General features: G+C 38.9%; 11 protein-coding genes. 3 read left to right on the top strand and 8 right to left on the bottom strand.

The window, feature by feature from the left end; translation table 11 throughout:
• Nucleotide 1: 1 nt before the first annotated feature.
• Nucleotides 2-1,189 (bottom strand): M20 metallopeptidase family protein, encoded by a 1,188-nt coding sequence (locus A8B79_RS05085; protein WP_066218885.1) that lies wholly within the window; start codon nt 1,187-1,189, stop codon nt 2-4.
• 111 nt (nt 1,190-1,300) lie between these two features.
• On the opposite strand from A8B79_RS05085, the gene A8B79_RS05090 reads away from it, so the two are divergent.
• Nucleotides 1,301-2,575, top strand: a complete 1,275-nt coding sequence (locus tag A8B79_RS05090) for a DUF4097 family beta strand repeat-containing protein (protein WP_066218890.1) — start codon at nt 1,301-1,303, stop codon at nt 2,573-2,575.
• Nucleotides 2,568-3,344 carry a tRNA (5-methylaminomethyl-2-thiouridine)(34)-methyltransferase MnmD gene (mnmD, locus tag A8B79_RS05095; protein ID WP_066218892.1) on the top strand — a complete coding sequence of 259 codons (777 nt, stop codon included), beginning with the start codon at nt 2,568-2,570 and terminating at the stop codon, nt 3,342-3,344. Before A8B79_RS05090 ends, mnmD begins: the two co-directional genes overlap by 8 nt.
• Before the next feature lie 82 nt (nt 3,345-3,426).
• On the opposite strand, the gene A8B79_RS05100 is transcribed toward mnmD, so the two are convergent.
• The 7 genes from A8B79_RS05100 to A8B79_RS05130 form a co-directional block, all read right to left on the bottom strand.
• Nucleotides 3,427-3,816 carry a hypothetical protein gene (locus tag A8B79_RS05100; RefSeq protein WP_066218894.1) on the bottom strand — a complete coding sequence of 130 codons (390 nt, stop codon included), beginning with the start codon at nt 3,814-3,816 and terminating at the stop codon, nt 3,427-3,429.
• A gap of 82 nt (nt 3,817-3,898) precedes the next feature.
• Nucleotides 3,899-5,488, bottom strand: coding sequence for a phosphoglycerate dehydrogenase (gene serA, locus A8B79_RS05105; RefSeq protein ID WP_066218897.1), 1,590 nt, complete (start codon nt 5,486-5,488; stop codon nt 3,899-3,901).
• A 22-nt stretch (nt 5,489-5,510) separates the two neighbouring features.
• Nucleotides 5,511-6,107 carry a ribosome biogenesis GTP-binding protein YihA/YsxC gene (gene yihA, locus A8B79_RS05110; protein WP_066218899.1) on the bottom strand — a complete coding sequence of 199 codons (597 nt, stop codon included), beginning with the start codon at nt 6,105-6,107 and terminating at the stop codon, nt 5,511-5,513.
• A complete protein-coding gene (gene purF / locus A8B79_RS05115) occupies nt 6,094-7,596 on the bottom strand; it encodes an amidophosphoribosyltransferase (protein WP_066218902.1) in 1,503 nt (500 codons plus the stop codon). Before purF ends, yihA begins: the two co-directional genes overlap by 14 nt.
• A gap of 91 nt (nt 7,597-7,687) precedes the next feature.
• Nucleotides 7,688-9,829, bottom strand: coding sequence for an ATP-binding protein (locus A8B79_RS05120; RefSeq protein WP_153038352.1), 2,142 nt, complete (start codon nt 9,827-9,829; stop codon nt 7,688-7,690).
• Between the two features lie 99 nt (nt 9,830-9,928).
• On the bottom strand, nt 9,929-10,357 hold the full coding sequence (locus A8B79_RS05125) for an OsmC family protein (protein WP_066218908.1): 429 nt from the start codon (nt 10,355-10,357) through the stop codon (nt 9,929-9,931).
• 79 nt (nt 10,358-10,436) lie between these two features.
• Entirely contained in the window at nt 10,437-11,615 is a 1,179-nt protein-coding gene (locus tag A8B79_RS05130) for an MFS transporter (RefSeq protein ID WP_066219045.1), read from the bottom strand.
• Between the two features lie 141 nt (nt 11,616-11,756).
• Here A8B79_RS05130 and katG point away from each other — a divergent pair, with 141 nt between their 5' ends.
• Nucleotides 11,757-13,973 (top strand): catalase/peroxidase HPI, encoded by a 2,217-nt coding sequence (katG, locus tag A8B79_RS05135; protein WP_066218910.1) that lies wholly within the window; start codon nt 11,757-11,759, stop codon nt 13,971-13,973.
• Nucleotides 13,974-14,078 lie beyond the last annotated feature (105 nt).

The following is a 14,078-nucleotide window of genomic DNA, read 5'->3' on the forward strand; positions in this document are numbered from 1 at the left end:
GTTATTTCTTCAACACCAATGCTGCCATTAACGGAGCAGCTGTTAAAAAGAATCGATCATCCACATTATATTTAGGGTGATGCCAAACGTAAGTAGACTCCGACTCTTCACTTCCACTTCCAACAAAAAAGAAAGCTCCCGGAAAAATCTCCTGATAAAATCCGAAATCCTCTCCTGCCATGCTGGGTCGTTCAACTTCAATAGCAGATTCATTTCCGAATAATTCCTGTGTTGTTTCAAGAACATTCATAGTCTCAGCTTCAGAATTTATAACAGCGGGATAACCTCTTCGATATTCCAATGAATAACCTCCTCCATGGGCTTCAGTAATCCCTTTTAACAGATCATGAAGTCTTTGCTCGATCAAATCTTTAGTGTCCTTGCTGAAAGTACGCACGGTTCCATACATACGTACTTTTTCGGGGATGATATTATGAGCAGTTCCGCCTTCAATTTTACCGATTGTAACCACAGCTGATTCAGTTGGATCAACAGAACGACTGACTATAGTTTGCGCTGCTGTGATGAAATGTGACGCAATAACAACGGGATCTACTGCTTCATGAGCACGTGCGGCATGACCGCCTTTCCCGGTAATCACAATGTCAATTTCATCGGGACTAGCCATGAATTCCCCAATTCTGATCGCAGCTGTTCCGGGTTTATGGCTTGGAGAAGTATGAAGTCCATAAATAGCATCAACATTTTTAGATTGAAGAAACCCTGTATCACATAAGAGTTTTCCTCCACCTGGAAGTTTTTCTTCTCCGGGCTGAAAAACTAAAAGTACGGTTCCTTCGATCTCATCTTTCAATTCCATCAAGATTCGGGCAACACCTAATAAATTTGAAGTATGAGCGTCATGTCCACAGCAATGAGCAGCACCTTCATTTTTTGAGAAGAAGTCTTTTTTGAAATCTCCTTCTTCGGTCATTGCAAGAGCGTCGATGTCGGCACGTAGCGCTATTACACGATCTGATTTCTTATTTCCTTCAATAATACCTACACAACCTGTTTCCAATGGACTTTCATATGGAATTCCGAGTTTATCAAGTTTAGATTTAATGAATTTTGTTGTTTCAAATTCCTTATAACTCACTTCAGGGTGTTGATGCAGATACCGTCTGGTTTCGATCATTTCCTGATGAAAATTCTTAGTGAGTTCTTTTATTTTGTTGTGAAGGTTCATGCTTTTATGGATGAAATTAGATGAAGGAATAATATATATACTTAGCTATCAAATCTGTAACTTTAGATTAAAGCAAGCGTACGGATTGTCTGTGCATTCAAATAGAAAAATATGAAAAATAGATCCTGGGAAATAATTGTTGCAGGCCTGTTCTTATTACTGGTGGCTATTATTATCACTTCAAAGGCTGATGATAATAATCATTCACAAGATGAAGAGAAGTATACAGCCAATGCAACGGCAAAAGCCACATCTTCAGACAAGTCAAAAACCTCTACAAGAAGTGTAACGGTTATTGATGTTGAAGAGCTCGCAAAGATGGAAGAGCTTAAAGAACTGGAAGAGCTGAAATCTCTGGATGGTCTAGAGAAACTGAAAAGTTTAGCGGCATTGATTCCTGAAGAAGCTAAGCAGGAGATGATGACAGAATTAGAAGCTGCTTTAAAAGAACTTGAAGATGACAGTTTTTCCATCAACATTGATCTGGCTGAAGGCTTGTTGATGCTTAAAAAAGAGTATAAAGTAACTCCGGGCGAATGGAGCAATGTATCGCCGGGAGTTTATGCATTTACTGAAGAGTTTGATGCAACAGGATTGAATGATATTTCTGTTCAGTTAACATCAGGTTCAATAGTATTGGTTGGTTCTGATAATGCTAAAGCATCTATATCTGTAAAAGCTTCAGGAGATATAGCATCAAAAGAATCATTGAAAGAAATGGTGTCGGTATCAACAAAAAAGAACGGATCTTCTGCAGAACTCAGAGTAGTTAATACTAAAAGCAACGATTCAAATATTCAGATGCAAACCACTATTTATATCCCGTCCTCAATGGATGTTACTTCTTTTACAAGTGGCGGACATATTGAAGCGACAAACTTTCAAGGTGATGTAGAATGCAAAACTTCAGGTGGACATATAACTTTAAAGGATCTTTCCGGTGATATAACAGCATTTACGGAAGGTGGACATATAAAAATGTCAGATTCAAAAGGAGACGCATCATTGAAATCTTTGGGTGGACATTTATCAGCTGTCAATTTTGAAGGTGATCTGGAAATGAGTACATCCGGTGGAAATGTTTCCGGTAAAGACCTTTCAGGAAGTACGAATGCATTTTCAAGCGGAGGAAATATCAAACTGAGTTTTCTCAGCATTGGTGGAGATATACAAGCCAGAAACGGAGCCGGACAGATAGACCTTTTTCTTCCTGCTGATGTTAATGTTGATCTGAACGTGAACGGCACAAAAGTAGAGATCGATGAAGCCTTTTCCTTCAATGGAAGGAAAAAGAAAAACCACATCATAGGAAAAATTGGTAAAGGTGGAGTAGAAGTTGTAGCCAAAACAGGATACGGTACCGTATCGATCAATAAGAATGAGTGAACGTCCTGATCATCACATAACAAAAGACGGTTCCTCCACACTCTATTCCAATACTTATAATCAGTATTTTCACAATCCAAACGGTTCTGTTTCCGAAAGTAAGTACGTTTTTTTCGAAACGTCCAATGTACCGGATGCTTTAGTTCAAAACGAGAAAGTTACTATTTTTGAAACCGGATTCGGAACCGGATTAAACTTCCTTTTACTGCTGGATTATTATCTTTCAGGGAAGTGCATTTCAAAAGTTGAATTTCACAGTGTGGAAGCTTTTCCAATTTTAGCTGATGAAGCCGGGAAACTCAATTACGCTTCTTTTTCGGATTTTGAAGAATTGGAACAGGTTTTGAAAAATATATTCACAGACCTAAAGAAAGGGATGAATATCATTAAACCATTGCCTGATGTTGACGTGACTCTGTTCCTTTTTATAGGGAAGTTCAAAGATTTTGAAGGCGAAGTAGTTCAAGCTGATTTCTTTTTCCACGATGCCTTTTCTCCTGAAGTAAATGAAGAATTATGGACCCCCGAAGCATTTCAAAAACTTAAATCGCTTGCTCATTCTGAAGCCATACTTAGTACATACTGCGCAGCTTCAAAAGCGCGGGCAGCGATGGCAGTAGCAGGGTGGAAGCTGGCAAAAGCGAGAGGTGCGCTGGGCAAGAGAGAAATGACGATCGCTTCTCTATCTGAAAAGAATCTGACCAATTTTAAAAGGGTAAACGAAGAACGACTTATCGAGCGATTCAATAATGGAGACTTTGATCACTGATTGGGTGATTATCTTTGATTTGCGATGATAGCAATTAAGTCCCCTCTTGAGAGGGGATTTAGGGGTGTGTTTATTTACCGAACTAAAAAGAATAAGTAACTGAAAGTGTTCCAGTTGTCGAATCTTGAGGAATGTACTTTAGCTTAAAAAAATTGCTATACCAATCACCTGAAAATTTTACTGTTGATGAACCAGAATTCAATACATAGTGTTCTGAGAAAGAAGAGTCAGGATTACTTAAAGTTAAGGATGCTCTGCCATTAATATTGCTTTGCAATTTCAACTCAAGATTAGATATAGATTCATGGGAATCAGGAGAAAAAAAAGAAATTGAAAAAGGTTGAGATATATCGTTAACCGTTGTTGTTTGAACAGTTCTTTCCGGAACTTGGAATAAGTTAAAAATGCCCCATGCAATCATCAGAAAGATACAGCTGGAAAATAGTAAGAAAAATTTTTTCCAAAGTTCCATAAAATAAATGTGTATGTACTAATTCTATTAGGTGCAAACTCCGTCAGGGTTTAAAACCCTGACGGAGTTTTTAAGAAATTTTTCAAGAAAAACTTACATACCGGATATGCTGAATTCCATTTAGTTCATTAATGGTTTTCAGTTCATCATCTTCAAGCTTTTTATCTATAGTTAAAGCGGTAATGGCATTTGAGCCTTTTTCAGTTCTTCCTAATCCCAGAGCACCGATATTAATGCTTTGCTTAGCCAAGGCTCCGCTTACAGAAGCTAACATGCCCGGAACATCTTGGTTTTGATAAATAATGATATCTCCTTCTAAACGAAGTTCTATTCCGTATTTATCAATTTGAACGATCCTGTAATCACTATCGCCAAAAACAGATGCTGAGATACTTCGGTATTCCGCTCCTTCAGCAAACTTAATAGTAACCATATCATTAAAAGTTTTTCCTTTGGAAGAAAGAACTTCTTTAATGGAAAATCCGCGCTCATCTGCAAAATGTCTCGCATTGATCAGGTTTACGGAATCTTCTACATAATTGGTAAGCATTCCCTTTAGGATACCGTCGGTTAATACGTCTGCGAATTTTGCACAATCTCCGGAATATTCAAATTCCAGACTGCTGGCATGTTCGGGAGAAATCTGAACAGCCATAGCGCCAAGCTTTTCTGCCAGTTGCAGATAGGGCTGTACTTCCGCATTCGTTAACAGCGAAATAGACTTGCCGTTCAAACTTCCTTTATAGTTTTTGTTCTCCAGCGCATCCGACATTTGAGCAGCTATTTGCTCAGCTACTTTTTCCTGAGCTTCTTCGGTTGAAGCTCCCAAATGTGGTGTACAAATAATACCGGGGTGTTCCAGCACTTTATAGAGTTTTTCAGTTGGTGGTTCCTGAGAATACACATCCAGTGCAATTCCACCAACAACACCGGAATCCAGTAATTCGGGTAAATCGGATTCTTCATAAATTCCACCACGGGCACAGTTCACCAAACGGATCCCCTTATTGAGTTTATCTGCATTTTTCAGAGAAACCAACCCTTTTGTTTTTTCAGTAAGAGGAGTATGAACAGAAAGAAAATCAACAGTTCCCAAAAGGCTATCTATATCAACTAATTGGATTCCCATTTCAGAAGCATGTTCTTTAGTAGCAAACGGATCATATGCCAGAACTTCCATTCCAAAAGCTTGCATTCTAAGCGCTACTTCTGATCCGATCTTTCCAAGTCCGACAATTCCCAGTTTTTTTCCATGAACTTCGGTACCCATATATTTTTTACGATCCCATCCTCCGCTTTTTACAGTAGAAACAGCAGTAGGGATATTTCGTGCTAAAGCGATGATCATTCCGCAAGTATGTTCGGCAGTAGAAATCGTATTTCCATCAGGAGTATTCATTACCAGAACTCCTTTCGTAGTAGCCGCTTTGATGTCAATATTATCAACTCCTACGCCGGCACGACCGATAACTTTCATATTGGTTGCTTTTTCAAGCAATTCGGGAGTTACAGTAGTAGCACTTCTGACAACCATTCCATCATAATCCCCAATCCGGTCAAAGAGTTCTTCTTCAGTAAGTTTTCCGGGTTGATCCGCTTGAATATCTCTGGATTTAAAAACCTGTGCACAAACAGGATCTACGCTATCTAGTAAAAGTACTTTGAATGACATTTTATATTAAGTGTGGTATAAGCTATTCTTTGATGAAATCCTGAATCAATTCCTGAATTTCAGGGATTCCTTTTCGTGAACTGGCTGAGTAGCCCAGAATAGGGACTTCAATATTCATTTCCGCCAGAATATTTTTAACTGCCTTTTTTGATTGAGCAAATTTGTTATTCGAAAGCTTATCTGCTTTAGACATCAACACACAAAAGGGCATTTCGTTGGATGCGAGCCAATAGAAGAAATCCTGATCAAGGGCAGAGGGCTCATGGCGTGCATCTATCACAGATAGAATAAGTCTCAAACTTTCTCTTTCAGAAAGATACTTTCGAATGCTTCGTCCCCAACGCTCACGTTCTTTTTTCGGAACCTTTGCAAAACCATAACCGGGAAGATCCACAAAAAAGCAATCATCTCCGATCTGATAGTAATTCATTTGCTGGGTTTTACCGGGCACATTGGAAGTACGGGCAATGTTTTTGCGGTTCACAATCGCGTTTATCAACGAAGACTTTCCAACATTGGAACGACCTGCAAAACAAACTTCCGGAAATTCATCCGGGGGGCATTCTTCAATTTTGGTAGCGCTGGTTATGAATTTAGCTTTACCGTTAAACAAGTTCATTCTCTTCCTTTTCAACACCAAAATTAACCGGGACAGGATAGTTGCTGGTAAAGCAAGCCGTACAATAATCGTGACCCGACGGATTTGCTTCCTTAACTGCATTTACCAACCCATCAGCTGATAAATATCTTAAACTGTCCACTCCTATTTCTTCAGCGATCTTATCTACATTTCGCTCAAATTTATTGGCGATAAGTTCTTCAGGGCTTGGGAAATCCATTCCGTAATAACACGGACTGATAATTGGTGGAGAACTTACCAAAAAGTGAATTTCTGCAGGATTACATGCACGGATCATATCAACCAATAAACGAGAAGTGGTACCTCTTACGATAGAATCATCAACAATAATAACGGATCGACCTTCAATTACTCCACGAACCGGATTAAATTTTGTCCGAACTTTTTGTTCCCGTGATTTTTGTCCGGGAGAAATAAATGTTCTTCCTACATAGTGATTACGGATCAAACCAATGTCATATTTACACTCGTGTCCCATTTTCTGATTCTCATTTGCATATCCGATTGCTGCGGTGTTACTGGAATCAGGAACTGAAATGATAACAGGCTTTTTGGAAGAATCTTTAATGGTAACAACTTCATCTATAGGATGTTCTTTTGCTAAAGCCTGCCCTAAATTTCTTCTGATCTTATCAACCATTTCACCGAAGATCATACTGTCCGGTCGGGAAAAATAAACATATTCAAAAATACACTGGCTTGTTTTAGTACCTTCCTTTGGTTCAATAAAGTATGATTTTACTTCTCCGGAATCAGAAGCTTCCTGATCAATTACCACAACTTCGCCAGGTTCAACATCGCGAATGTATTCCGCGTTATTGATATCGAAAGCGCAAGTTTCGCTGGCAAGACAGAATTTCCCGTCTTTTTTTCCAAGTGCTAAAGGCCTGAAGCCGTTAGGATCTCTTACACCGATCAATTTATCATCAGCTAGTATTACCAGACAATACGCACCTTCAATTTGATGCAGTGCGTCCATTATTTGTCCCATCTGATCCTGTTTCAGACTGTGTGAGATCAGATGAAGAATCAATTCGGTATCAGAGGTGCTTTGAAATAAAACTCCTTCTTTTCTGAATCTGGAGCGAATCTGTTTGGCGTTAGAGAGGTTTCCATTGTGCCCGATGGCCAGATTTCCGTTTCTGTAATGAACTCTGAAAGGCTGGATGTTAGCCGGATTTTTAGAAGATCCGGAAGTTGAATATCTGTTATGCCCGATAGCTGAACGACCCTTTAGGATCTTGTTCATGATCTTAGGTTTATCGAAAACACTAAGCACTAGCCCGAAATCTTTATAAGAAGGCATAACCATGCGTTCTTTGTCTTTGTCGTAATGACTGGTAACAATTCCGGCTGATTCCTGGCCGCGGTGTTGAAGTGAATGCAGGCCGTAATATGTGGTTAGTGCAGCTTCTTCATGATCAAAGATGCCAAAAATTCCACAATACTCGCGAGGTTTGTCGCTCATTAAAAACTCCGAATTTGGATGATTCTTGAGAAGTCTCAAGATAAGAAATGAAAAGCTTAATGTTGAATTAGGATATGGCTTTTTATTTCTTTTAAATATTGGACTTTATTTGTCCACTTTTAGGAAGAGTTAAGAAAAAGGTAGTGCCGACATTTTCTTCACTTTCAAAATAAATTTCGCCATTCATTCTGTGTGCGAATTCTTTGCACAAGCTTAGTCCAAAGCCATTGCCCAGTTCCATGTTAGTGCCTAAGCGTGTTTTTGACTTGTCTTTAAAAATCGAGTCATGGAGATCTTCAGGAATCCCAATACCGGTGTCTTTGATAGTGAAAGTAACAGAACCATTACCTTCAGTACAATCAAATTCTATTGATCCATTTGATTGAGTGAATTTAATACTGTTAGAAAGAAGATTTCTAATAATGAGTTTGAAAGCGTTGAGATCTACACAGGCAATTGTTTGGCCAGGGATTTTATTCGAAATAGTCAGGTTTTTAGCATCTATCTCATAAAGTTGTTTCGAAATTACATCATCAATAATGGGTTTAGTGTCAATATCTTGTGGATTTAAACTGATTCCGGACATTTGTTTTCTGGCCCAAGCAAGAAGATCATCTAAGGTATTTATATTTTTTTGAAGAGTTGGTTCCAGACTAATAACAAGATCTTTAACCTCCTGAAGGGAAAGCTCACTGCTGTTGATCATATATAAAATACCCTGTAGTGACGCCATAGGCGACCTAAGGTCGTGGGCTACAATAGCGAAAAGTTTATCCTTCGTTTGGTTGAGTTCTTCAAGCTCTTCTTTTTGTTTATTCAGAACCAGATTTACTTTTTTTCGATCTGTTCCGGACCTGAAAACCACATATAGCAGAACTAATATGATCACAATAACTACTACTGCTGCGATGTTAAGATTTCTCGTCAAAATTAACTGGCGTTCCTGAATTCCTTGCTTTTCTTCAAGAAGTCGGTTGATCTCTGTTTGTCTGTTCAGCTCGATCTCACTTTCCAGTTCAGAAAGTGCGGCATCTGATTCTTTTTTTGCGATACTATCCGAAAGAGCTTTAAAATTCTCAAGTGATTTCAGGGCCTGAGCGGTTTCGCCGACTGATTTGTAGGTTAAATAAAGTTTTTCATGAAGCTGAACTATGTAGAGATTTTGATCCAGATCAGTTGCTACATCAAGTGCTTTTTGATACCAACTGATTGCAGTATATGGCTGAGTGAATTTTTCATACAGATCGCCTAATCCCTTGTAATTAAAATACAATCCCTGAGTAATTTTAAGTTCTATACAGTACTGCAAAGATTCTTCAAAGGCATCTTTAGCTTTTGTAAACTGCCTTTTGTTGCTGTAAAGAACTCCCAGATTATAGATGATCTGAAAAGGGGGAGTATCTGGTCTTACTTCTTTATTTAAAGCTAGAGCTTGTTCGTAATACTTTAAAGCTTCGTCGTATTTTTCATTATTACTAAAAGTATTACCCAGATTTAAATAGATTCTGAGCAGATCGGGTTTATAATTATTTTGTAATGCTATAGTCTCTGCTCTTTTTAAGTAATACTCAGCACGTTCATACTCTGAATAAGAATTGTATGTATCTCCAAGGTTATTCAGTGTGATCGTCAAAAATGAAGAATCCTTTGTTGATTCTGCAAACTGTAATCCCTCAAGGTAATTTTTTATAGTATTAGATCTGTCCCCAAGTTTATGATATGCCCCCGCCATATTTACATGGACGGCCGCGATAGATCTGGATCTCATACTAGGAGGTAGTAATTCAATAAAGTTTAAGCCCTTTCTGAATGACTCAATTGCTTGTTTAGATTGTCCTTTATAATTGTAAGCGGCAGCCTGTGTGTTATAAAAATTGAAACGTAATCTGCTGTCAGGAAACTGATCTATAACTTTATTTATGGAAGTAAGAGCAGAATCGATCTGTTTCTTGATCAGTAATATTTCTGCCCGTTTTACGCCTGAAAAAGCTAATCCGTATTCATAATCAAATTGTTCAGACAGTAAATCTACCGAATCTAGTTTTTGATAAGCCGTTGTGAAATTACCTACATCCATTAAGTGTTCAATGTCAGAGAACATTGACTTAACCTTATTGGTATCACTTTGGAACGTTTGAAAATCTGCAAACACATTGCTGTATGAGTTAGCAGACAATACTAACCAAATTCCAAGTATTAGAAGTAGTTTTGAAACCCGTATTTTTTTAGCCACGATAGAAAATAATTAGCTGATTATAGCATTCTTAGGGCCAAAAAAAAAGCCATTCACATTGGAATGGCTTTATATGTGAAAATTTAAGTAAAAATGAAGTCAGGCCAGAGAAGCTTCCAGCTCAATATCTACACTTGCTAAAGCGCGGGAAACAGGGCACGCTTCTTTAGTGGCAGATGCAATTTTTTGAAATTCACTATCGCTTAATCCCGGAACATCTGCTTTGGTTGTCAATTTAATTTTTGTAATTGTAGGTGTCCCATCTACCATTTCTAAAGATACATCGGCATTGGTTGATACACTTTTAGAATCATGTCCGGCGCTGTGTAATTCATTAGATAGTGCCATAGAATAACAACCGGCATGGGCTGCACCAATTAGTTCTTCCGGATTAGATTTTCCTTCATCTTCAAATCTGGACGCAAAAGTAAAAGCAGCTTCAGATAAGACTCCACTTTCAGAATTAATAGATCCTTTTCCTTCTTTTAGGTTTCCGTTCCACACGGCTGACGCTTTTTTAACTGGCATAGTGATAACCTTACTTATTTTGTTATTAGTTGTTTATTTCAGTATTCAAACAGAAAGTAAAACTCATAAATTCCTTTTATCAGGAAACTTTATATCTACTAATGGCAAATAGGCCACATAGCGGGCCAATAAAAATCACCAAAAATACCAACGGATTCTGAAAGTGAGCCCACATCAAATTAACAAGCTGAATACTTACAATAGTTATTGCAAAACCAATACTGTTCACGATGGTAAGTCCGGTAGCGATGTAGGAACTATCTGTTGATTGAGCTACAAGTGTGGAAAATTGTGGAGAGTCAGGAATTACAAATATTCCCCAGATCAATAAAAGTCCAAGAAATACCCAGACCGGTGCATGAAACAAAAATGGAATTAATACTGAACATAATCCTGATATAAAGAGGGAGATCTTAGAAACAAACTTACTTCCTTTTTTAAGAGAAATATATCCACCAATAGCGCAACTTATTCCGCCAACACCAATAATAATGGAAGACCACAAAGGGATATTTATTATGAACCCCTGGTTTGATAACACGTAGAAAGCAAGCAAAGTAGGAATGAAAGCCCAAAACGTGTACAGTTCCCACATATGTCCGAAGTATCCGAAAGCAGCGGAACGGAAGTTTGAGTTTTTAAACAGAGTAAAAAACATAGAGGGTTTGAAAGAACTTCTTCTTACACGATAAGGACCATCAGCAACAGAATAGAAAAGCATTAAGCCTCCGATCACCGAGAGAGCAGAAGTTCCTGTAATAACAAATCTCCATGGCATGTCGCCACCCAGATACTTAAGGAAATGTGGGAACGCGGTTCCTAAAACAAGTGCTCCAACTAAATATCCCAAAGCTTTTCCAAGACCTTCTTTATGCCAGTCCGAAGCTATTTTCATTCCGACGGGATAAATTCCTGCCAGAAAAAAACCTGTAAACAATCGGGCTAACATTACTTCAGTAAAATTTGAACTGTAAATAGTCAGAACGTTTGCCAGCGCTCCCAAAACAGAACACACTAAAAATACTTTTACGGGAGAAAATCTGTCGGCGACACTTAAGACTGCAAAAACCAATGTTCCGATGATAAATCCCGATTGTACAGCCATCGTGATAAATCCCACAAACATCTCCAATAAATTTAGTTCTTCGATCAGATCCGGAACAACTGCATTACCGGCGAACCAAAGTGAAGTTCCTGCAAATTGAGAGAATACAATTACAGGTAAGATGTGCTTGGGAATTGAGGAGCTAATTTTCATAGAAGAAGAAAAGGAAGAATCCATTTAAAATATACTCAAATCGTAAGATTGATTTTAACGCGTCGATAATGAATATCTATCATAAAGAATGAAATGATTTTTTATGTTGTTAATGGATTAAAACTGTAAAGAAAAAAGATTATGTCAGATAAAGAAAAAGAAAGTTCGGGAACTTATAACGCAAACGATATTAGTAAATGCCCATTTCATAATGGCTCAATGAGGAAAGATGCCGGAGGCGGAACCAGAAATAAAGACTGGTGGCCGAACAAATTGAATTTGAATATTCTTCGCCAACATTCTTCCAAGTCAGATCCAATGGGAGAAGATTTTGATTATGCAGAAGAATTTAAAAAACTGGACATGAAAGCTGTTAAAGAAGATCTAACAGAATTAATGACGGACTCTCAGGACTGGTGGCCGGCAGATTTTGGTCATTACGGACCACTGATGATCAGAATGGCTTGGCATAGCGCAGGAACCTACAGAGTAACCGATGGACGTGGCGGTGGAGGGACAGGAATGCAACGTTTTGCTCCGTTAAACAGCTGGCCGGATAATGTAAATCTTGACAAAGCTCGTCTATTACTGTGGCCTATCAAGCAAAAATATGGAAGAAAACTTTCGTGGGCTGATCTTATGATTCTAGCCGGAAACGTTGCTCTGGAATCAATGGGCTTTGAGACTTTCGGTTTTGGCGGCGGACGTGAAGATCGTTGGGAACCGGAAGAAGATGTGTATTGGGGAGCTGAAGGTGAATGGTTAGGCAGTCAGCGTCATAACGAAGAGGGAGACTTAGAAAAGCCTCTCGGTGCCGACCATATGGGATTGATCTATGTAAACCCTGAAGGCCCTGATGGAGAACCTGATCCATTAAAAGCAGCTGCTTTCATCCGACAGACTTTTGCAAGAATGGCGATGAATGATGAGGAAACGGTAGCGCTTATTGCGGGTGGACATACATTCGGGAAAACGCATGGAGCCGCACCTGAAGATCATTTGGGTTCAGAACCTGAAAGTGCGTCTATTGAAGAAATGGGATTAGGTTGGAAAAATGCTCATGGAACCGGAAAAGGAGCTGATACTATCACCAGTGGATTAGAAGGAGCATGGACACAAAAACCAACAGAATGGAGTAATTTATATTTCGATAACTTGTTCAAGTATGAGTGGGAAAAATATAAGAGTCCGGCTGGTGCTTGGCAGTGGAGACCGGTTGATGGTGGTGGAGAAGGAACAGTTCCTGATGCACACGATCCTGATAAAAAGCATGCACCGTTTATGTTGACGACAGATCTTTCTTTAAAAGCAGATCCTGCTTACGAGAAGATCTCAAGAAGATTTTATGAAAATCCTGATGAATTTGCTGATGCTTTTGCACGTGCCTGGTATAAGCTGGTTCACCGTGATATGGGGCCAAAATCGTTGTTGCTCGGACCGGAAGTACCGGAAGAAGAACTGCTATGGCAGGACCCGATCCCGAAAGTGGAGCATGCATTAATCAACGAAAATGATATTGAAGGTTTGAAAGCTGAAATCTTGGATTCAGGATTGTCAGTTTCAGAACTGGTATCAACAGCTTGGGCTTCTGCATCTACTTATAGAAACTCTGACAAAAGAGGTGGAGCAAATGGAGCAAGAGTTCGATTAGCTCCTCAGAAAGATTGGGAAGTAAACAATCCTGAGCAATTGGATAAAGTGTTGAAAGTCTATGAAGGGATTCAAAGTGATTTCTCAAAAGAAGTTTCCATGGCAGATCTGATTGTTTTAGGTGGATGTGCAGGAATTGAAAAAGCCGCAAAAGAAGCTGGTCATGAAATTTCAGTACCATTTACACCCGGTCGAGCAGATGCAACTGCTGAACAAACGGATGTAGAATCATTTGCATGGTTAGAACCTTCGGCTGATGGATTCCGTAATTATTTTGCACCAAAACATAAAACTACTGCAGAGGAAATGTTAGTGGATAAAGCTCAGCTTATGACATTAACTGCTCCGGAAATGACCGTATTGGTTGGTGGAATGAGAGTTCTGGAAACCAATTTCGACGGATCAAAGAAAGGTGTATTTACGGACAAACCCGGAACACTTTCCAATGATTTCTTCGTGAACCTGTTGGATATGAATACAACATGGCAGGCAACTACAGATGAACAAAATGTATTTGTAGGAAGCGATCGAAAAACCGGAGATGTGAAATGGTCAGCTTCCAGAGCAGATCTGATCTTTGGTTCTAATTCAGAACTCAGAGCAATTGCAGAAGTATACGGTACAAGCGACTCAGAAGAGAAGTTTGTAAACGACTTCGTAAAAGCCTGGGATAAAGTGATGAACTTAGATCGGTTTGATCTGAAGTAGGGTCAATATCCTTATTCAAAGTAAAAAGCCTCTTAGATTTTTCTAAGAGGCTTTTTATTGAGCGAGAGATGAGACTCCCCGAATAGCCAGGACCACAACAACCTT

The sequence above is a fragment of the Balneola sp. EhC07 genome (assembly GCF_001650905.1).
Classification (GTDB): domain Bacteria; phylum Bacteroidota; class Rhodothermia; order Balneolales; family Balneolaceae; genus Balneola.